19 protein-coding genes are annotated in these 20,056 nt (G+C 69.9%); 7 read left to right on the top strand and 12 right to left on the bottom strand.

Annotation, left to right across the window (positions count from 1 at the left end; genetic code table 11):
* The first annotated feature begins 22 nt into the window (after nucleotides 1–22).
* The 5 genes from ASC67_RS10905 to ASC67_RS10885 all read left to right on the top strand — a co-directional run bounded on the left by ASC67_RS10905 (nucleotide 23) and on the right by ASC67_RS10885 (nucleotide 3,272).
* Nucleotides 23–385, top strand: a complete 363-nt coding sequence (locus ASC67_RS10905) for a YciI family protein (protein ID WP_056319670.1) — start codon at nucleotides 23–25, stop codon at nucleotides 383–385.
* Between the two features lie 128 nt (nucleotides 386–513).
* On the top strand, nucleotides 514–927 hold the full coding sequence (locus ASC67_RS10900) for a YciI family protein (protein ID WP_056319666.1): 414 nt from the start codon (nucleotides 514–516) through the stop codon (nucleotides 925–927).
* A gap of 39 nt (nucleotides 928–966) precedes the next feature.
* Nucleotides 967–1,494 carry an SRPBCC family protein gene (locus ASC67_RS10895; protein ID WP_056319663.1) on the top strand — a complete coding sequence of 176 codons (528 nt, stop codon included), beginning with the start codon at nucleotides 967–969 and terminating at the stop codon, nucleotides 1,492–1,494.
* A gap of 63 nt (nucleotides 1,495–1,557) precedes the next feature.
* On the top strand, nucleotides 1,558–1,971 hold the full coding sequence (locus ASC67_RS10890) for a VOC family protein (protein ID WP_056319660.1): 414 nt from the start codon (nucleotides 1,558–1,560) through the stop codon (nucleotides 1,969–1,971).
* A gap of 14 nt (nucleotides 1,972–1,985) precedes the next feature.
* Nucleotides 1,986–3,272: an RNA polymerase sigma factor gene (locus tag ASC67_RS10885; RefSeq protein ID WP_056319657.1), complete on the top strand. Its 1,287-nt coding sequence runs from the start codon at nucleotides 1,986–1,988 to the stop codon at nucleotides 3,270–3,272.
* On the opposite strand, the gene ASC67_RS10880 is transcribed toward ASC67_RS10885, so the two are convergent.
* Together ASC67_RS10880 and ASC67_RS10875 are read right to left on the bottom strand one after the other, a co-directional pair.
* Nucleotides 3,245–4,042: a formate/nitrite transporter family protein gene (locus tag ASC67_RS10880; protein ID WP_056319654.1), complete on the bottom strand. Its 798-nt coding sequence runs from the start codon at nucleotides 4,040–4,042 to the stop codon at nucleotides 3,245–3,247. The two genes, ASC67_RS10885 and ASC67_RS10880, sit on opposite strands and share 28 nt — an antisense overlap.
* Before the next feature lie 34 nt (nucleotides 4,043–4,076).
* A complete protein-coding gene (locus ASC67_RS10875) occupies nucleotides 4,077–4,922 on the bottom strand; it encodes a universal stress protein (RefSeq protein ID WP_056319651.1) in 846 nt (281 codons plus the stop codon).
* Nucleotides 4,923–5,045: 123 nt separating this feature from the next.
* Between ASC67_RS10875 and ASC67_RS10870 the strand changes: the two genes are divergently transcribed.
* On the top strand, nucleotides 5,046–6,500 hold the full coding sequence (locus tag ASC67_RS10870) for a phenylacetate--CoA ligase family protein (RefSeq protein WP_056319649.1): 1,455 nt from the start codon (nucleotides 5,046–5,048) through the stop codon (nucleotides 6,498–6,500).
* Between the two features lie 11 nt (nucleotides 6,501–6,511).
* On the opposite strand, the gene ASC67_RS10865 is transcribed toward ASC67_RS10870, so the two are convergent.
* The 5 genes from ASC67_RS10865 to ASC67_RS10850 all read right to left on the bottom strand — a co-directional run bounded on the left by ASC67_RS10865 (nucleotide 6,512) and on the right by ASC67_RS10850 (nucleotide 10,592).
* Entirely contained in the window at nucleotides 6,512–6,841 is a 330-nt protein-coding gene (locus ASC67_RS10865) for a YqjD family protein (RefSeq protein WP_056319647.1), read from the bottom strand.
* A 127-nt stretch (nucleotides 6,842–6,968) separates the two neighbouring features.
* Entirely contained in the window at nucleotides 6,969–7,397 is a 429-nt protein-coding gene (locus ASC67_RS10860) for a DoxX family protein (protein ID WP_056319644.1), read from the bottom strand.
* Nucleotides 7,398–7,603: 206 nt separating this feature from the next.
* Nucleotides 7,604–7,756: a hypothetical protein gene (locus tag ASC67_RS20870; protein WP_164481709.1), complete on the bottom strand. Its 153-nt coding sequence runs from the start codon at nucleotides 7,754–7,756 to the stop codon at nucleotides 7,604–7,606.
* Between the two features lie 139 nt (nucleotides 7,757–7,895).
* Complete coding sequence (locus ASC67_RS10855) at nucleotides 7,896–9,629, bottom strand: FAD-dependent oxidoreductase (RefSeq protein WP_056319642.1); 1,734 nt, start codon at nucleotides 9,627–9,629, stop codon at nucleotides 7,896–7,898.
* A 105-nt stretch (nucleotides 9,630–9,734) separates the two neighbouring features.
* A complete protein-coding gene (locus tag ASC67_RS10850) occupies nucleotides 9,735–10,592 on the bottom strand; it encodes a class I SAM-dependent methyltransferase (protein WP_056319634.1) in 858 nt (285 codons plus the stop codon).
* Between the two features lie 50 nt (nucleotides 10,593–10,642).
* Here ASC67_RS10850 and ASC67_RS10845 point away from each other — a divergent pair, with 50 nt between their 5' ends.
* On the top strand, nucleotides 10,643–12,823 hold the full coding sequence (locus ASC67_RS10845) for a transcriptional regulator (RefSeq protein WP_235566285.1): 2,181 nt from the start codon (nucleotides 10,643–10,645) through the stop codon (nucleotides 12,821–12,823).
* 349 nt (nucleotides 12,824–13,172) lie between these two features.
* Here the strand turns inward: ASC67_RS10845 and ASC67_RS10840 are convergent, their stop codons facing one another.
* The 5 genes from ASC67_RS10840 to dnaA form a co-directional block, all read right to left on the bottom strand.
* Complete coding sequence (locus ASC67_RS10840) at nucleotides 13,173–13,481, bottom strand: hypothetical protein (protein ID WP_056319631.1); 309 nt, start codon at nucleotides 13,479–13,481, stop codon at nucleotides 13,173–13,175.
* A 95-nt stretch (nucleotides 13,482–13,576) separates the two neighbouring features.
* Complete coding sequence (locus ASC67_RS20595; RefSeq protein WP_156466735.1) at nucleotides 13,577–14,374, bottom strand: hypothetical protein; 798 nt, start codon at nucleotides 14,372–14,374, stop codon at nucleotides 13,577–13,579.
* A 95-nt stretch (nucleotides 14,375–14,469) separates the two neighbouring features.
* Nucleotides 14,470–17,025: a DNA topoisomerase (ATP-hydrolyzing) subunit B gene (gene gyrB / locus ASC67_RS10830; protein WP_056319624.1), complete on the bottom strand. Its 2,556-nt coding sequence runs from the start codon at nucleotides 17,023–17,025 to the stop codon at nucleotides 14,470–14,472.
* A gap of 97 nt (nucleotides 17,026–17,122) precedes the next feature.
* Nucleotides 17,123–18,229 carry a DNA polymerase III subunit beta gene (gene dnaN / locus ASC67_RS10825; RefSeq protein WP_056319621.1) on the bottom strand — a complete coding sequence of 369 codons (1,107 nt, stop codon included), beginning with the start codon at nucleotides 18,227–18,229 and terminating at the stop codon, nucleotides 17,123–17,125.
* A 234-nt stretch (nucleotides 18,230–18,463) separates the two neighbouring features.
* Nucleotides 18,464–19,867, bottom strand: coding sequence for a chromosomal replication initiator protein DnaA (gene dnaA / locus ASC67_RS10820; protein WP_056319619.1), 1,404 nt, complete (start codon nucleotides 19,865–19,867; stop codon nucleotides 18,464–18,466).
* Nucleotides 19,868–20,056 lie beyond the last annotated feature (189 nt).

Raw genomic sequence — 20,056 nt, 5'->3', positions numbered from 1 at the left:
GAGCCGGTGACCGGGAGCCGATATGTCCTACATGCTGCTGATCGTCGAACCGACCGGCCAGCGCCGCGAGCGCGGCGTCGAGGCCGGCAAACTGGCCTATGAACGCATGCTGCAGTTCGGCGCCGGCCTGCAGGCGCGCGGGGTGCTGGAAGCCAGCAACTCGCTGGCCTCCACCCGCGAGGCCGTGCGGCTGCAGGTGCGCGACGGCCGTCCCCAGCTGACCGACGGCCCGTTCGCCGAGGCCAAGGAGATGGTCGGCGGCTTCTTCCTGCTGAACGTGGCCACGCGCGACGAAGCGCTGGCGATCGCCGCCGCCTGCCCGGCCGCCGAGTGGTGCACGGTGGAGGTGCGGCAGGTCGGGCCGTGCTTCGAGTCGGCGGCCTGACCTCTCCCGCGCCCCGCCGCAATTTTCTGCATGTCCTGCAGCGGCCGCTGTCGATCCGGCCCGTCTTCGTTCGTCGTACCCCTGAGAGCCCGCGCAAGGCGCTCACCGTCACGACCGGGAGAACTTCGATGCGATTCATGATCATGGTGAAGGCCACGTCCGACACCGAGGCGGGCGCGATGCCCGACGACAGCCTGATGGCCGCGATGGTGGCCTACCACGAGGCCCTGGCGCAGGCGGGCGTGCTGCTCGACGCCGCGGGCCTGCAGCCCAGCCGCGCCGGATGGCGCATCCGCTATGCCGGAGGCCGGCGCACGGTGACCGACGGGCCCTTCGCCGAGAGCAAGGAGCTGATCGCCGGCTACACGCTGATCCAGACCCGCTCGCGCGAGGAGGCCGTGGAGTGGGCGCGGCGCTTCCCGGCGCCGATGGGCGCGCTGGCCGATGGCGAGGTGGAGGTGCGGCAGCTCTACGAGCTCGATGAGCTCCCACCCGGCGCGGCGCTGGAGCGCTTCCGCGCGCTGCAGGCTTCGCAGGGCTGAGGCGCCGCCTCGACCCCGGATCTCCCGAAAGGACTCACCATGCTCAAGACCCTCGGCCTCGCGGTGCTGGCAGCGCTGATCGTGCTGCTCCTCTATGCCGCCACACGGCCCGACCAGTTCCGCGTCGAGCGCAGCCTGCGCATCGAGGCGCCGCCCGAGCGGGTGTTCGCGCTGATCGAGGACCTGAAGGGCTTCAACACCTGGAACCCCTACGTGCGCAAGGACCCGGCGATGAAGCAGCGCTACGGCGATGTCACCCGCGGCCCCGGCGCCTTCTACGCGTGGGAGAGCAAGGAGGTCGGCGTCGGCAGCATGAAGATCACCGAGGTGCAGGCGCCGACCCGCGTGACGATCGCGCTCGACTTCGAGCAGCCCTTCACCGCCCACAACACCGCCGAGTTCACGCTGCGCCCCGACGGCGGCGGGACCCAGGTCACCTGGGCGATGCACGGTCCCGCCAATTTCATGTCGAAGTTGATGGGCGTGTTCTTCGACATGGACCGCATGGTCGGCACCGATTTCGAGGCCGGCCTCGTGAACCTGAAGACCGCGGCCGAGGCGCGCTGAGCGCCGCACTCCACCGCGCTGCCTCTCTCCCCTTTTCCACCCACCGTCTCCGCGAGGCCCGCCATGCACCAACAGATCTTCGTCAACCTGCCCGTCAAGGACTTGCCGCGCTCGATGGCCTTCTTCAAGGCCCTGGGTTACGGCTTCGATGCGAACTTCACCAACGACCTGGCCGCGTGCCTGGTGCTGGCGCCGAACCTCTATGCGATGCTGCTCACCGAGCCCTTCTTCAAGGGCTTCACCGACAAGCCGATCGCCGATGCGAGGCAGACCACCGAGGTGCTGGTGTGCCTGTCGTGCGAGAGCCGCGCCGAGGTGGACGCACTGGTCGCCAAGGCGCTGGCCGCCGGCGCCACGGTGCCGCGGCCACCGCAGGACCACGGCTTCATGTACGGTCACGGCTACGAGGACCTCGACGGCCACATCTGGGAGCTGGTGCACATGAGCGGCGATCCCTCGGCCGCGGGCGCGGCCTGAACGGCAAGCGGCCGGTGGCGACGACCGACACGCAGCGCGCGATCGATGCCGTCTGGCGCATCGAATCGGCCAGGATCGTCGCCGTCGTGGCGCGCATGGTGCGCGACGTCGGCGTGGCCGAGGAGCTGGCGCAGGACGCGCTCGTTGCGGCGCTCGAGCACTGGCCCGTCGACGGCCTGCCCGACAACCCCGGGGCCTGGCTGATGACCACCGCCAAGCACCGCGCGCTCGACCGGCTGCGGCAGGACGCGCTGCACGCGCGCAAGCAGCAGGAACTCGGCGCAGACCTCGACGCGCTGCAGGCCAGCGTGGTGCCGGACTTCGTCGATGCGCTCGACGCGGCGCGCCAGGACGACATCGGCGACGACCTGCTGCGCCTGATCTTCACCGCCTGCCATCCGGTGCTCGGCACCGAGGCGCGCGTGGCGCTCACGCTGCGCCTGCTGGGCGGGCTGAGCACCGACGAGATCGCGCGCGCCTTCCTGGCGCCGGAGGCGACGATCGCGCAGCGCATCGTGCGCGCCAAGCGCACGCTGAGCGCGGCCCGCGTGCCCTTCGAGGTGCCGCAGGCCCAGGAGCGCGCGCCTCGCCTCGCCTCGGTGCTGGAGGTGGTCTACCTGATCTTCAACGAGGGCTACGCGGCCACCGCGGGCGACGACTGGATGCGCCCGGCGTTGTGCGACGAGGCGCTGCGCCTGGGCCGCGTGCTGGCCGGGCTGGCGCCCGACGAGCCCGAGGTGCACGGCCTGGTGGCGCTGATGGAGATCCAGGCCTCGCGCACCGCGGCCCGCACCGATGTGCGAGGGCGGCCGGTGCTGCTGCTCGACCAGGACCGCGCGCGCTGGGACCCGCTGCTGATCCGCCGCGGCCTGGCCGCGCTGGAGCGCGCCACGGCGCTGGGCGGCCTGCGCGGGCCGTATGCGCTGCAGGCGGCACTCGCGGCCTGCCATGCGCGCGCGGCGAAGGCCGCCGACACCGACTGGCCGCTGATCGTGGCGCTGTACGACGCGCTGGCGCAGGTGGCGCCGTCTCCGGTGATCGAGCTCAACCGCGCGGTCGCGGTCGGCATGGCCTTCGGACCGGCAGCGGGGCTGGAGATCGTCGATGCGATCGCATCGAGCCCGGCGCTCGCCGGCTACCACTGGCTGCCCAGCGTGCGCGGCGACCTGCTGGCCAAGCTGGGCCGTCACGACGAGGCGCACGCGGAGTTCGAGCGGGCGGCAGGGCTGACGCGCAATGCGCGCGAGCGCGAGCTGCTGCTGGACCGGGCCGCTCAGTCGCGCGACGCCGGCCGCAGGTAGATCACCCAGTAGACCAGCGCCACCAGCACGCCGCCGCCGACCAGGTTGCCGGCGATCACCGCGAGCAGATTGCTTGCGATGTCGGCTGCGGCGAGCGGCGCGCCCAGCAGCAGCGCCAGCGGAAAGAAGTACAGGTTGGCGATCGAGTGCTCGAAGCCGGCGGCGACGAAGGCGGTGACCGGGAACACGATGGCCAGCAGCTTGTCGGTCACGCTGTGCCCGGCCAGCGCCATCCACACCGCCATGCAGACCAGCACATTGCACAGCACGCCACGGAAGAAGGCCTCGGCCAGTGGCAGCTGCGCCTTCGCGGTCGCGATACGGACCACGGTGCGGCCCACCTCTCCCTGCTGCAGCGCGCCGTGGCCCGACAGCCAGACCAGCAGCGCCAGGCCAGCCGCACCGACCAGATTGGCCGCGCCCACCAGCGCCCAGTGGCGCAGCAGCTCGAGACCGCCGATGCGCCCGCCGGCCCAGGCCATCACGAGCAGGTTGTTGCCGGTGAACAGCTCCGCACCCGCCACCACCACCAGCATCAGGCCGAGCGAGAACACCAGCCCGCCGAGCAGGCGCGACACCGCGAAACCCAGCGTGGCATCGCTCGCCACCAGCGTGGACATCATGGCGCCCAGGCCGATGTAGGCCCCGGCGAGCACGCCCAGCAGCGCCAGCGACAGCCCCGGCAGCCGCGCCTTGGCGACGCCGATCTCGCTGACGCGCGCGGCGATCTCCTTCGGCGCGTAGGCGTCGAGCCCGTACAGGTCGCTCATGCGCGGTGCCGGCGGGGCACGCGGGTCTGCATGCTCAGTGCACCATCAGCACCGGCAGCGTCATCGAGCGCAGCACCGTGCGCGTCACGCCGCCCAGCACCCACTCGCGCGCCCGGCCGTGGCCGTAGCAGCCCATCACCAGCAGGTCGGCCTGCAGGTCCGCCGCCTGCGACAACAGCAGTTCGCCCAGCCCACCGCTCGGCCGCACGCCGCGGTGCAGCGTGGCCGCGATGTCGTGGTGCTGCAGGAAGGATTCGATCTCCAGCGGCGTGCGCGCATCGGGGTCTTCCCATTCGTCCCAGGCGATTACGTGCACCTGGCGCGCCCGCCGCAGCAGCGGCAGCGCCGCGGTGACGGCACGCGCCGACTCGCGCGTGGGCTTCCACGCCACGAGCACGGTGTCGCCGAGCGCTGCGCCGGTGTCCACGTAAGGCAGCACGAGCGCCGGCTTGCCGCTGTCGACCAGCACCGAGGTGGCGAAGTGGGGCGGCGCGCCGCTCCGGCCCTCGGCGTCCGGATCGTGCTGACCCAGCACCAGCAGGTCGGACGCCCAGCCGCGGCGGACGATGGCAGCTACCGGTTCGCCGCGCGCCTCGTGCCAGCTCACCCCGGGCAGGCCGCCGGCGCGGGCCCGGGCGTGCTCGAACACGCTGCGCGCGCGTTCGCGCTGCGCGGCCTCCGCGCCGATCAGCAGCGAGGCCGCGCCTGTCTCGACGGTGAAGGCATACGGGTTCTGCAGCACCGACGGCGTCACCGCGTACAGCGTGTCGAGCCGGGCCCCGTGCGCGGCGGCCACGCGCTGCGCCGCCTGCAACCGCCGCGCGCAGCCGTCGGCGTCGTCGTCCAGATGAACCAGGATCGATGTCAGATCGTTGCTCATCGCCATGCTCCTCATGCCCGCCCTCCCGACACCGTAGGCCACGATCGCCCGGCACGGCTTGATATCCATCAACCAGGGCACACGGCGGCTGCCCATAATCGACCGCATGCCCGTCGCCCCGCCATGACCGCGCAACATCCCTCGCCACCCTTCGACACCTGGCTGTGGATGCAGGCGTGGAGCGAGACCTGGTGCGCCGGGCTCGACCCGGCGGGCGCGGGGCAGCGCCTGCACGGGCAGCGGCTGTCGCGGCTGATCGACGCCACGCTGCGCGGCTCGCCGTTCTATCGCCGGCGCCACCCCGACGCGCGCGAACTCGCCGACTTCCGGCCGGTGAGCAAGGCCGAGCTGATGGCGCACTTCGACGACTGGGCCACCGACCGGCGCATCAACCGCGCCGCCGCGCAGGCCTTCGTGGCCGACCCGCAGTGCATCGCCGACGCCTGGCTCGGCGACTACCTGCTGTGGACCAGCTCCGGCACGAGCGGCGAGCCGGGTGTGTTCGTGCAGGACGCGCGCAGCCTGGCGGCCTACGACGCGATCGACGCGCTGCGGCTGCGCGGCGCGGGACCCGGCCAGGCCTCGCTGGGCAGCTGGGGTGCGCGCCAGCGCTTCGCTTTCGTCGGCGCCACCGGCGGCCACTTCGCCGGACTGGTGAGCATGGAACGGCTGCGCCGCCTGGTGCCGGCCGCGCTGGCGCCGGAGATCCGCGTGCTCTCGGTGCTCGAGCCGCTGCGCGACGTGGCGCAGGCGCTGCAGGCCCTGCAACCCAGCGTGCTGATCACCTACCCGAGCTGCGCCGCCGCGCTGGCGCAGTTGCAGCAGCGGCCGGAGGGCAGCGCCCAGCTGCGGCTGACCCTGAAGGAGGTCTGGATGGGCGGCGAGCAGCTCTCGGCCGAGCAGCGCGAGCAGATCCAGGCCGCCTTCGGCTGCCCGGTGCGCAACAACTACGGCGCCTCCGAGTTCTTCACCATCGCCTGGGAGTGCGCCCACGGCGAGCTGCACCTGAACGACGACTGGCTGGTGCTGGAGCCGGTGGACGAGCAGCTGCAGCCGCTGCCGATGGGCGAGATGTCGCACAGCACGCTGCTCACCAACCTGGCCAACCTGACGCAGCCGCTGCTGCGCTACCAGCTCGGCGACCGGGTGCGCCGCGTGGCGGAGCGCTGCAGCTGCGGCAGCGCCTTCCCGCTGATCGAGGTGCAGGGCCGCGCCGACGACACGCTGCGGCTGCGCGACGCGCAGCACCGGCCGGTGACCATCCTGCCGCTGGCGCTGGAGACCGCGATCGAGGAGGGCGCGCACGTCACGCAATTCCAGGCGCTGTGCGGCAGCAACGGTGATTCGATCGAACTGCGCTTCGAGGCCTCGGTCGGCGACGCGCGCGCGGCGTTCACGCAATCGCGGCGTGCGCTCGCCGCCTTCCTGGCGCACCACGGCGTGAGCGGTACCCGCATCTCGATGAGCGCGGCCGAGCCGCTGCGCCAGCGTGCGAGCGGCAAGCTGCGCCGCGTGGTGGTGCTGCCCGCTGCGCCGGTGCGTCGCAAGCCCCCGGCACGCGGGCCCGCACGGCGCTGAGGCAACCGCCTCTAATCGCGCCGCGCGATCAGCAACCCGAGCAGCAGGCCCACGCCGGCAGCCACGCCGATCGCCACGTAGGGGTGCTCATGCACCGCGTGGTCGGCCTTGCGTGCGGCGCGCCGGCCACGGTACAGCGCCTCGTCTTCCAGGCGGCCCAGCTCCCGGCGCGCGCGGCGCAGTTGCGCCTCGAGCTTCTCGCGGGTGCTGCCGATCTGCTCGCTGCCGGCACGCTGCGCGTCCTTCAGCAGGTGATTGGCTTCGTCGACCATCTGCTGCAGGCCGTGGGCCAGCCGTTCGCGGGTGGCGTGCTCGGGGGTGGAAGTGGTGGTCGAGTCCATGCAGTGCTCCTTGCCGTGGGGACGCGAGGCCGCGGGGCCAAGCGCCCAGGATGGGTGAAGAACCATCCTAGGCGCCTGACGAGGCCGCCCGTTGACCAGGGTCAATTGCAGCCGGCGGCTCGCCCGCTCAGGCGCGAACCAGCGGACCGGCCGCGCGGCGCCCGTCGAAGCCGATGCTGCCGGTCCCGAGCGCCGCCACCAGCAGCAGGCCGCCGGCGACCGACACGTTCTTCATGAACAGCAGTTGCTGCACGAAGGCCTGGTCGGCCGGCAGCGACCAGAAGGGGTGGAACAGCACGCTGGCCAAGAGGGTGAAACCCGCCAGCGCCAGCGCCGCCCAGCGCGCCTGGAAGCCCACCGCCAGCGCCAGCCCGGCGATCAGCTCGAACAGGCCCACGGCGACCGCGACCGCCGAGGCGAACGGCACGCCGCCGCTGGCGATGTAGCCCGCGGTGCCCGAGATGTCGCCGAGCTTGCCGGCGCCGGCCAGCACGAACATCAGCGCCAGCAGGATGCGGCCGACCAGGGCCAGGGGGGATTTGAAGGTGTCGAGCATGAGAATTTCTCCGTGAGGTTGCAAAGATGCGGTTCGGCTTCGAAACCGGCTCCTCACTGCGCTGGCCACACGGGCCGGGGAACGGGTTTCTCGATGCAGGAAGCTTAGGCGCGCCGAGGCGCGCCGGGAGTGGCCGGACGTGAAGGCATCGTTCAAAACGGCTGAGGGCCCGCCGGCCGAAGCCCGGCGTGCGCGGCGTCCTGTGACTATTTCTTCGCCGGGTCGCGGTGCGCCGGTTTGCTGCCGGCCGCGGCGTCGTCGGGCTTCTTGACGTCCCCGATCACGCTCTTCAGCGGGCAGACCGAGAAGGCCGGGCACTTCTTGCAGCCGACGGCGACGGCGATGGGGCACAGGGTCATGGTGGTGTCCTCCTCGGACCGCAGGCGAAGAGAGACTCGGCGCGCCTGCTTCGGATCAATAGACCACGCACCACGCGCTCGCGCAAGGGCGTTTGCGCCGGTGGCGCAGGCCCGCCGTGCGGGGCGGTCGGTCGCGACGCTAGGCGGCGACCGGCGCGCGTGCCGCCAGGAACTGATGAATCATCGCCACTGCCGCGGCGCCCTCGCCGATGGCACCGCCGACGCGCTTGACGGAGCCCGAGCGCACGTCGCCCACCGCGAACACGCCGGGCACGTTGGACTCCAGCGCGGCCGGCCGGTAGCCGTCGCCGGCCTCACCTTCGATCGCCTGCCCGGTGCGTACGAAGCCGTGCGCGTCGACCGCCACGCCGCAACCCTGCAGCCAGGCCGCCTCCGGATCGGCGCCGACGAACAGGAACAGGTGGCGGATGCGGCGCGCCTCCTCGGCGCCGCTGCGGTGGTCGCGCCAGGCCAGGCCCTCCAGGCCCTCGGCGGTGCAGCCGTCCAGCCGCGACAGCTCGGTGTGCGGGCGCAGGTGGATGTTGGGCGTGGCCTCGATGCGGTCGATGAGGTAGCGCGACATGCTGGCCGCGAGTCCAGGGCTGCGCACCAGCATGTGCACGGCCACGGCGTGCTGGGCCAGGAACACCGCGGCCTGGCCCGCCGAGTTGCCGCCGCCGATCAGCGCCACCTCGGCCTGCGCGCACAGGCGCGCCTCGACGGCCGAGGCCCAGTACCAGACACCCCGGCCCTCGAACTCGGCCAGGCGCGGCACGGCCGGGCGGCGGTAGCGGGCGCCGCTGGCCACGACGACGCTGCGTGCTCGCAGCCGCCGCCCGTCGGCGAGCTTCACCTGCAACTCGGCAGCCGGTCCGTCTTTCGCGCGGCTGCAGTCCAGACCGACGGCCTGCGCCGGGATCAGCATCTCGGCGCCGAACTTCTGCGCCTGCACGAAGGCCCGCCCGGCCAGCGCCTGCCCGGAGATGCCGGTGGGGAAGCCGAGGTAGTTCTCGATGCGCGCGCTGGCGCCCGCCTGGCCGCCGTAGGCGCGGCAGTCGAGCACCACCACGCTCAGGCCTTCCGAGGCCGCGTAGACCGCGGTGGCCAGGCCCGCCGGGCCGGCACCGACCACCACCACGTCGAACAGCTCGTCGCGCTCGGCCGTGTCGACCATGCCGATGCAGCGCGCCAGCGCGTCCTCGCCGGGGTTGAGCAGCACCGAGCCGTCCGGGCAGACCACCACCACCTCGTCCGCGGCCGCGCCGTACTGCGCGATCAGTGCCGCCGCGTCGGCGTCCTTGCGCGCGCAGACCATCTGGTAGGGCTGGCCGTTGCGGCGCAGGAAGGCCTGCAGGCGCAGCATGTCGGGCGCGGTCGACGGGCCGATCAGCACCGGGCCATTGGCGCCGGACTCGATGAGCGACACGCGCCGCAGGATCAGCGCGCGGGTGATGCGCTCGCCCAGCTCGGCCTCGGCGACCAGCAGTGCGCGCAATTGACCGGGCGGCACCAGCAAGGCCTCCACCGCCTCTTCGGCCGTGCCGTCCACCAGCGCCGGGCGGCCCGAGAGCTGCCCCACCTCGGCCAGGAACTCACCCGGCCCCTGGCGCACCAGCGGCAGCACGTGGCCGAGGCCGTCGCGGTGCGTGACCGACACCACGCCGGCCAGCAGCACGAACATGCCCGGCCCCACTTCGCCCGATGTGAACAACCGCTCGCCGCGCGCGTAGCGGCGCACGCTGCCGAAGCGGCTGATGCGCGCGATCTCGGTGTCGCTCAGCACCGGGAACATCTGGTGGCGGCGGTTGTTGCCGCCGCTGGCGCTGCCGGGCGAGAGATCTGCGTGAATCGGCACGTCGTCTGCTGCGCTCATCGTCGTCGTCGCCTCCTGCGGGCGCTTCGACGAGACAAGGCGGGCCGGGAGGGCCGAAGCGCGCTTCGATTCTGGACCGGATCGCCAGCGCGCAGCGCCACGCCCTCACCGCTTGGTGACCACGATCTCCAGGTACTCGCTGGGTGCGACCATCGTGCCGTCCTCGGCGCGGTTGTAGCGGCCCATCAGCGCCATCAGGTCGGCTTCCAGCCGGGCCTGCGCCGCGGGCTCGAGTGCGGCAAAGGCCTTGAGCACCGGGCCGTACCAGCTGCGGAACACCTCCAGCCAGTGCGCCGGCGAGCGGTAGCGGAACACGAAGTGGCGCGGCTCGGCGCGGATGTGCGAGGCCTGCGCGGCGAACAGCTCGTCGATGCGCGCGGTGGTGCCCCACAGCGCCGGCGACTCGATGCCCGCCGGCGGCGGCACGTGCTTGCCGATAGTCTTGAAGAGCTGGCCGATGAAGCCGTCGGGCGTCCAGTTGGCCAGGCCGATGCGGCCCCCGGAGCGGCACACGCGCAGCATCTCGGCGGCGCTGCGGCGCGGGTTGGGCGCGAACATCACGCCGAAGGTGGAGAGCACCACGTCGAAGCGGCCGTCGTCGAACGGCAGAGCCTCCACGTCGGCCTCCTGGAAGGTGATGGGCAGCCGCTCGGCGGTGGCCCGCTCGCGGCCGCGCGCCAGCAGCTCGGGCACGTAGTCGGTGGACACCACCTCGCCCCAGCGGCGCGCGGCCGCGAGCGAGGCGTTGCCGTTGCCGGCGGCCACGTCGAGCACGCGGGCGCCGGCGTGCAGGTCGACCGCCTCGCACAGCGACTCACCCACGATCTGCAGCGTGGTGCCGACCACGGCGTAGTCGCCCGAGGACCAGGCGGCGCGCTGGCGCGTCTTGATGGCGGCGAAGTCGGGTGTGGGCGGCGTGGTGGTGGTGGGGGGCGTGTCGATCAGGGTGGACAATGAATTCATGGTGGGGCTCCAGTAGTGGATAGGTCGGCAGCTCGGCATCGGGACCGTCGGTGAGCGGCCCGCTGCCGGGGCGCTCGCAGGCACTGTCCGGCCCCGGCGTGGAAGCAGGCGTGGAAATCAACGTGGAATCGCTCGTCGACCCCCGGCTCCCCCTCACTCCGCAGTTGCGCCTGCTGGGGCCGATGGCGATCGAGCGCGACGGCGTGCCGCTGGCCCTGCCGTCCTCTCGCAAGGTGCGTGCGTTGATCGCCTACCTGGCGCTGGCCGCGCGCCCGCTGGCGCGCGACGCGCTGTGCGAGCTGCTGTGGGACCTTCCGAACGACCCGCGCGGCGAGTTGCGCTGGTGCCTCAGCAAGGCGCGCGCGCTGCTCGACGAGCCGGGCCACCCACGCCTGCTGACCGAGGGCGACACGGTGCGGCTGGACATCCGCGCGCTGCGCGTGGACGCGGCGGAGATCCTGGCCGCGGTGCAGGCCGGCGTGGCCACGCTCGAGCCCGAGCGCCTGATGGCGCTGGAGGCGCTGTGGGTGGGCGGCGATTTCCTGCAGGGCCTGGAGATCGAGCGCAGCGCCCCCTACAGCGCCTGGCTGCTGGCGCAGCGCCGGCGGCTGCGGGCCGCGCACGTGGCCATCCTGGACCAACTTGTGCACGGCGATCAGCCGCCGGGGCCGGAGGCAGAGGCCCGGGTCATTGCTCGCCTGGAGCAATGGCTGGCACTGGCGCCTTTCGACCGGCGCGCGCACGAAGGCCTGCTCGACGCGCTGGCCCGCGGCGGCCGGCTGCACGAGGGCGACGAGCACCTGGACGCCACCGCGCGCCGCTTCGAGGCCGAAGGGCAGGACTGGGCGCCGATCGGCCGGGCCTGGCAGGCCGCGAAGGCGCGCCACGCCATGGCGGCGGCGAGCGCACCGCCGGCGCGTGCCCCCGCCAGCCCGGTGGGCGCCGATGCAGCATGGCTGCGGCTCACCGGCAGCGAGGCCGCGCCGCCCCCGGCGGCCACCGAGCCCACCCCACGGCGCGCCTCGGTGGCCGTGTTGCCGTTCTCCGAGCACGGCAGCAACGGCGCCCCCGGCATGCTGCGCGGCGGCCTGGCCGACGGGCTGGTGCACGACGTGATCACGCGGCTGGCCAAGCTGCGCAGCCTGTTCGTCATCGCCCAGGGCACGGTGTTCGCGCTGGACGCGCAGCGCGTGGGCCCCGACGAGGCCGGCCGCGCGCTCAACGTGGACTACGTGGCCAGCGGGCAGCTGCAGCGGCGTGGGATTGGTGGCACGGGGCCGCACCGCGGCTTCAGCGTGAGCGTGCAACTGACCGAGACCCGCAGCGCGCGCATCGTTTGGGCGGACGAGTTCACCGCACGAGATGGCGCGCAGACCTTCGAGGTGATCGAGCAGATCGGCAACCGCATCGTCGCCGCGATCGACCAGCAGATCGAGGCGGCCGAGCGCAACCGCGCCATCCTCAAGCCCCCGAGTTCACTGGACGCGTGGGAGGCCCACCACCGAGGCCTGTGGCACATGGTGCGCTTCAACCGCGAGGACAACGACCAGGCACGCCACTGGTTCGAGGCCGCGATCCGGCTCGACCCGACCTTCGCGCGGCCCTATGCCGGCCTGTCGTTCACGCACTTCCAGAATGCCTTTCTCGGCTGGGGCGAGCGCGAGCCCGCGGTGGAGCAGGCCTACCGCATCGCTTCACAGGGGCTGATGACCGACGAGCGCGACCCGGCCGTGCACTGGGCGCTGGGCCGTGCGCTGTGGCTGCGCGGGCGAATCGGCGAATCGCTGGCCGAACTGGACACCTCGGTGGCGCTGAGCCCCAACTTCGCACACGGCCACTACACGCTGGGCTTCATCCACTCGCAGTCGGGCGATGCCGCGACCGCCCTGCGCGAGGCCGATCACTCGCGCGAACTCAGCCCCTACGACCCGCTGCTGTTTGCCATGCAGGCCACGCGCGCGATGGCGCTGATGCGCCTGGGCCGCCATGCCGAGGCCGCCGAGTGGAGCCTGAAGGCCGTGGCCCGGCCGAACGCGCACGCGCACATCCTGGCCATTGCGGCGCACTGCCTGGCGCTGGCAGGGCGCGGCGACGAAGCGCGCGCGGTGAGCGCCGAGCTGCAGCGGCGGCTGCCGGGGTACCGGGTCGATGACCTGTTGGGGGCCTTCCGGTTTGCGCCCGACGTGGTGGGCGTGCTGCGCGGCGTGTCCGCGGGGATCGGCCTCGGGTGACTGACTGATTGACGGATGGGCTGAGCGGCCGGCCGGCTGTGTGGGGCAGCGCACGGACAAACCGGCGCAGGGCGCGTAGACACGGCATTCCTACAACCAGGACGAAAGCGACCGACCCGTGTCCAAAGCCACTGCAGCCCACAAGCACCGTACCAAGCTCCACGTGCTCCGCGATCGACTCAAGCGCGCCACGCGCGATGCCAAGCGCGGCCTCGCGGGCGCCGCGGAACGGGTGGCCGCGCACAGCGCGAAGCGCGCGGCCTACCGCGCTGCCAATCCCTGACGGCAGCGCGCACAGCACAGCACAGCGGGGGACGATCATCGGCCAGCGGCTGAGCCGCTTGTCCCCCTACGGCGCGAGCGCCGGCCACTCCAGCAGCTCCGCCAGCCGGCGCACCACCCAGTGCGCCTCACCGGGCATGACGACCGAATCGGCTGTCTGCAGGCCGCGAAGCAACTGCCCCAGCACGTCGAGCTCGGTGACGCCCAGGTCGGCGCGCGTCGCCACGGCGTGCTCGGTCAGCATCTGCGCCAGGTCTTCACACAGCTCGTAGCGCGCGGCGATGACCTCGCGGCTCTCGCTCGGGCGCGTGGCGCCGCGGGGGATGAAGAGGGCGATGAACGAGGAGGGGACTTCGTTCTGGTTGATTTCGTACACCTTTGTCGGCCCTGAAGTGTTGTTAGATCGCCAGCGACTTTCGGTGCGGCTTCAATGGTTCACCACGAAGCCGATTGCGCTATCGCACTTCAGAATCAAGCGTAGGGCGGCTGATAGTGCAGCGACTGGATGATGCGATTTTCAGGCACGCCCAACTCTCGTACGAGCTTACGCAGTTGATCTTGGTGCTCGATGTCGGTCGTCGGCCCGATCATGACCGCCTCAATTAGCTTTAGCGGTTGTACGGCGACTTCGATCTCTTCTTGCGGTTGGTCCTTGCCAACCCACAAGAAGCGAACCTCGTTCTCAAACTGATAGGCCCGACGCTTCATGCAAAGCGCTGTAGCTGCCGTGCTGTTTTTGGCGGCAATAGCTCGCGCGCGGTAGCTGGCAGCAAACTCGATGGGTTCTCGGCTGCTCTTTGCATAACTTACGTGTCCGACATATGCCTTGCCGCGCTTCGCTTGAACAGCATCTGTCGCGACGTCTAACAGACTGCCCACCTTGACCGCAATTCGAACAGCTGGGAGTGGGGCCGGCTGACCGTGGCACCGGCAGGTGTAGAGCCGCCAGAATGGTTCGTCCGCAAAGTTGAAGGTCCAGCACGAAGCGTAGGCTTGTGTTGAGTTCATTGGCCCGTCGACGCCGAACAACTGGTCGCACCACCAACCCTCGTAGGGGTCAGCAGCAATCCACATTCGCGGCGATTTCAGAACCAAGCTCTTGGTCGTGAATAGTTCGCGAAGCTGTTCAAGCCGCATGTACCGGTAAACGGTGTCTGCAGGCGAAACGCCGCGGTACAGGACGCGCGCCTTGTTCTGGAATGAGCAGAATGTCTTCCACCCCTTTGGGCGCTCCACGGAACCGGCTTGCAGAACGGTTCGATCATTCATCAAACGACTGCGCGGTAAGCTGTCCCGACTGCTGGTCAAGCGTCGTGAAGACTTGCGGGCACGGTCTCGAGGTTATCCCTGTTCGTCGAGACCGCTCACACGTCGATATTCGCTGCCCTCAACGCATTCGTCTCGATGAAGTCGCGCCGCGGCTCCACCTCGTCGCCCATCAGCATGGTGAACACGCGGTCGGCCTCGATGGCGTCGTCGATCTGCACGCGCAGCAGGCGGCGCACCGTGGGATCCATGGTGGTTTCCCAGAGCTGTGAGGGGTTCATCTCGCCCAGGCCCTTGTAGCGCTGGCGGCCCACGCTGTTCTCGGCCTGCAGCATCAGCCAGGCCATGGCCTCGCGGAAGTCGGTCACCTTGGCTTCTTTCTGCTTCTCGCCTTCGCCCTTCTTCACCACGGCGTCGGCCGACACCAGGCCCTTGAAGGCCAGGCCGGCGGTGCTGAGCGCCTCGTAGTCGGCGCCGTGCACGAAGTCGGCGGTAATCACGCTGCTCTTGGTGTTGCCGTGGTGGCGGCGGCTGATGCGCAGCAGGTGCTTGTCGACACGGGCGTCGAACTCGGCGCTCACGTCGGCGTCGTGCAGCGCCGCCTTCAGCGCGGCGGCGGAGGTCTCGGCGTCGGCCAGGGTGTCCAGGTTGAGCACCAGGCCGGCGGCGATGGTGCGCAGCGCCTCCACGTCCATCCAGTTGGCCAGGCGGGCGGTCACGTTGTTGGCCAGCACGTACTGGCGCGCCAGCGATTCGAGCGCTTCGCCCAGCAGCACGGTGCCGCCCACGCCGGTTTCCAGCCGCGCGTCGCGCAGCGCCACGCGCAGCAGGTAGGCGTCGAGTTCGGTGCCGTCCTTCAGGTACTGCTCTTCCTTGCCGAGCTTCACCTTGTAGAGCGGCGGCTGGGCGATGTAGATGTGGCCGCGCTCCACCAGCTCGGGCATCTGGCGGTAGAAGAAGGTGAGCAGCAGCGTGCGGATGTGGGCGCCGTCCACGTCGGCATCAGTCATGATGATGATGCGGTGGTAGCGCAGCTTGTCGGGGTTGTACTCGTCCTTGCCGATGCTGGTGCCCAGCGCGGTGATGAGCGTGAGGATCTCGTTGCTGGTGAGCAGCTTCTCGAAGCGGGCGCGCTCCACGTTCAGGATCTTGCCGCGCAGCGGCAGGATCGCCTGGAACTTGCGGTCGCGGCCCTGCTTGGCGGAGCCGCCGGCGGAGTCGCCCTCCACGATGTAGATCTCGCAGAGCGCCGGGTCCTTCTCCTGGCAGTCGGCCAGCTTGCCGGGCAGGCCCATGCCGTCGAGCACGCCCTTGCGGCGCGTCATTTCGCGGGCCTTGCGCGCGGCCTCGCGGGCACGCGCGGCCTCCACGATCTTGCCGCAGATGATCTTGGCGTCGATCGGGTTCTCGAGCAGGTAGTCGGTGAGCAGCTTGCCCACGATCTCTTCCACCGGGCCGCGCACTTCGCTGGACACCAGCTTGTCCTTGGTCTGGCTGCTGAACTTGGGCTCGGGCACCTTCACGCTCACCACGCAGGCCAGGCCTTCGCGCATGTCGTCGCCAGCGATCTCGACTTTGGCCTTCTTGGCGAGCTCGTTGTCCTCGATGTACTTGTTGATCACCCGCGTCATGGCGGCGCGCAGGCCGGTGAGGTGGGTGCCGCCGTCACGCTGCGGGATGTTGTTGGTGAAGCACAGCACCTGCTCGCTGTAGCCGTCGTTCCACTGCATCGCCACTTCGACACCGATGTTGGTGTTGAACTCGCTCATCTTGTCGCCCAGCGCGTGGAAGATGTTGCCGTGCAGCACCTTCTTGCCGGTGTTGATGAACTCCACGAAACCCTTCACGCCGCCGGCGTAGGCGAAGTTGTCTTCCTTGGCGTTGCGCTCGTCCACCAGGCGTATCTTCACGCCGTTGTTCAGGAAGCTCAGCTCGCGCAGGCGCTTGGCCAGCACGTCGTAGTGGAAGTCGATGTTGGTGAAGATCTCTTCGTCGGGCAGGAAGTGCACCTCGGTGCCGCGCTTCTCGGTGTCGCCCACGATGGCCATCGGCGAGATCTCGAAGCCGTTGCGCATCTCCAGCACGCGGTCCTGCGGGAAGCCGCGGCGGAACTCCATGAGGTGCACCTTGCCCTCGCGGCGCACGGTGAGTCGCAGCCACTTGGAGAGCGCGTTCACGCAGCTCACGCCCACGCCGTGCAGGCCGCCCGAGACCTTGTAGCTGTTCTGGTTGAACTTGCCGCCGGCATGCAGCTCGGTCAGCGCAATCTCGGCGGCACTGCGCTTGGGCTCGTGCTTGTCGTCCATCTTCACGCCGGTGGGGATGCCGCGGCCGTTGTCGGTGACGCTGATGGAGTTGTCGGAGTGGATGGTGACCACGATGTCGTCGCAGTGGCCGGCCAGTGCCTCGTCGATGGAGTTGTCGACCACCTCGAACACCAGGTGGTGCAGGCCGGTGCCGTCGGACGTGTCGCCGATGTACATGCCGGGCCGCTTGCGCACCGCCTCCAGGCCTTCCAGGATCTGGATGGAGCCCTCGCCATAGGCCACCGACGCGTCCGACCCCACGGAGATGGCATGGCCTTCTGCCGACGGCACGGGTTGCTGCGTGACGCCGCTCTGGGCGTCGTGTTGCGGGGTCTTGGGGTCGCTCATGGGGGCTCTTTTCCATCACGGGGCCGGTGGACCGGCCCCTTCAAAAACGCTGCAGCGGGCTCTCGGCCCGCTGTGCTGGTGTCGGCAGCGTGGCGCGCTAGATGCGCATCGGCATCACCACGTACTTGAAGCCGCCTTGCTCGGGCACGGTGACGAGGGCCGAGCTGTTGGAGTCCTGCAGCGACAAGGTGACCATCTCCTGGCCCATGTTGGCCAGCACGTCCATCAGGTAGGTGACGTTGAAGCCGATCTCGATGGCGTCGCCGCCGTAGTCGATCTCGAGCTCTTCCTTGGCCTCTTCCTGCTCGGCGTTGCTGGAGGCGATGCGCAGCGTGCCGGGGTCGAAGTTCAGGCGCACGCCCTTGAACTTCTCGCTGGTCAGGATGGCGGCGCGCTGCAGGCTGGCCAGCAGCGGCGCACGGCCCAGCGTGACGTGGTTCTTGTGGTTCTTGGGGATCACGCGGTTGTAGTCGGGGAACTTGCCCTCGACCAGCTTGGTCACGAACTCCATGCCCGAGAACGCGAACTTGGCCTGGTTGCCGGCGAAGCGCATCTCGATGGCGGCGTCTTCGTCCTTCAGCAGGCGCTGCAGTTCCAGCACCGTCTTGCGCGGCAGGATGACCTCCTGCTTGGGCATCTCCACATCGAGCGTGGCCTGGGCCAGCGCAAGGCGGTGGCCGTCGGTGGCCACCAGCGTGAGGCTCTTGCCTTCGGCGACGAACAGGATGCCGTTGAGGTAGTAGCGGATGTCGTGCACCGCCATCGCGAAGTGCACCTGGGCGATCAGTGCCTTCAGGCTCTTCTGTGGCACGCTGAAGGCCGGACCGAAATCGGCCGCCTCCTGCACCAGCGGGAAGTCTTCGGCGGGCAACGTCTGCAACGTGAAGCGGCTCTTACCGCCGGTGAGCGTGAGCTTGCTCTGCGCGCTGCTGAGCGTCACGTTCTGGTCGGCCGGCAGGGTGCGCAGGATGTCGATCAGCTTGCGCGCACCGACGGTGGTGCTGAAGTTGCCGGCATCGCCGTCGAACTCGGCCTGGGTGCGGACCTGGATCTCGAGGTCGCTGGTGGTGAACTCGATCGCGTTGCCGGTCTTGCGCATCAGCACGTTGGCCAGCACCGGCAAGGTGTGGCGCCGCTCGACGATGCCGGCGACGGCTTGCAGTGCACCCAGAAATTTTTCCTGCGGGCTCTTCAAGACAATCATTTAAACCTCTTCAGATAGTCGTTTTAGTAGGGGCCGGCACTTCGTGTGGACAAGGCCATTTTCGCTTGTTCCGGCAATCACTTAGCTTGGCTTCAACCCTGTGGGCCGTGGCTCGGTTTGCGCGGGAGCCGCCGACAACAACTCTGGCGGTCGGCCTCGGGCTGTGGATGACTCGATGCTTGTTCCGAACTTGTCCCCAGGCTTGTCACTTGACGGCATCGGCTTGCGCATGCTTCAACCCTTGAGAGTCTGTTCCAGCACGTGGAGCTGCTGGTTCAGTTCGGTGTTCTTGCCGCGCTCGCCGCCGATCTTGCGCACCGCGTGCAGCACCGTGGTGTGGTCCCGGCCACCGAACAGCTCGCCGATCTCGGGCAGGCTCTTCTGCGTCAGTTCCTTGGCGAGGTACATCGCGATCTGGCGCGGCCGGGCGATGCTGGCGGGGCGCTTCTTCGAGTACATGTCGGCGACCTTGATCTTGTAGAAGTCGGCCACGGTCTTCTGGATGTTCTCCACACCCACCTGGCGGTTCTGGATCGACAGCAGGTCCTTCAGCGCCTCGCGGGCCAGCGCGATGTTGATGTCCTTCTGGCTGAAGCGCGCATAGGCCAGCACCTTGCGCAGTGCGCCCTCGAGCTCGCGCACGTTGGCGCGCACGTTCTTGGCCACGAAGAAGGCCACGTCCTCGGGCATCGGCGTGCCTTCGACGTCGGACTTCTTCATCAGGATCGCGACACGCATCTCCAGCTCGGGCGGCTCGATGGCCACCGTGAGCCCGGCGTCGAAGCGCGAGGTGAGGCGCTCGTCGATGTCGGCCAGCCCCTTGGGGTAGGTGTCGCTGGTCATGATGATGTGCGCGCGCTTGGCCAGCAGCGCCTCGAAGGCGTTGAAGAACTCCTCCTGGGTGCGCTCCTTGCCGGCGAAGAACTGCACGTCGTCGATCAGCAGCAGGTCGAGCGAGTGGTACTTGGCCTTCAGCTCGTCGAAGGTCTTGCGCTGGTAGTTCTTCACCACGTCGGTGATGAACTGCTCGGCGTGCAGGTAGAGGATGCGGGCATCGGGCTTGTCGCGCAGCAGCGCGTTGCCCACCGCGTGGATGAGGTGCGTCTTGCCCAGGCCCACGCCGCCGTAGATGAACAGCGGGTTGTACATGACGCCCGGCGCGCCGGCCACGTGCAGCGCCGCGGTGCGCGCCATCTGGTTGGCCCGGCCCGGCACCAGGGTGTCGAAGGTCAGGGCGGTGTTGAGCCGGTGCTGCGGCGTCGGTGCGGCGGCCTGCGCGTAGGCCCCGGCGTTCGATGACGAGGGGGCACCGAGCCACTGGCCGGCGGCCTGCGGATGGCCGTTGCTGCGCGGCGCCTCGGACGACGGCCGCGGTGGGGCTTCGCGGGCGGCGAGTTGCAGGTCCAGGCGCACCGGCTTGCCGGCCAGGTCGCTGAGCACGGATTCGATGCGCGCGGCGTACTGGTTGCGGATCCAGTCGAGCTTGAAGCGGTTGGGCACCCGCAGCGTGGCCACGGCCGAATCACCGCGGTCGACGAGTTCGGCCGCGGGGAGAGGACGGATCCAGGTGTTGAACTGCTGCTCGGGCAGCTCGGTCGCCAGGCGTTCGCAGCCTTGGGACCAGACGTCGGCGCTCATCTTTCTTGTGGACAATTCTTTCTTCAGCCGAACGATTCTAGCGGTCGAAGAGCGGCTGGGAAGAGGTTATCCACAGTCGTTTTGCGTCTGACGAACCGGCCGTGAGCCCAGGGTTCTCGGTGGGTAGTGTCTCAGTTTGAAAGTAAGAAAAACCCACTTGACGGACGCCTGTGATAGTGTTTGTCCACT

It is taken from the genome of Methylibium sp. Root1272 (assembly GCF_001425905.1).
Classification (GTDB): Bacteria; Pseudomonadota; Gammaproteobacteria; order Burkholderiales; family Burkholderiaceae_C; genus Methylibium.
The sequence above is the reverse complement of the archived record's forward strand: the minus strand, read 5'-3'. Positions and strand labels throughout refer to the sequence as shown.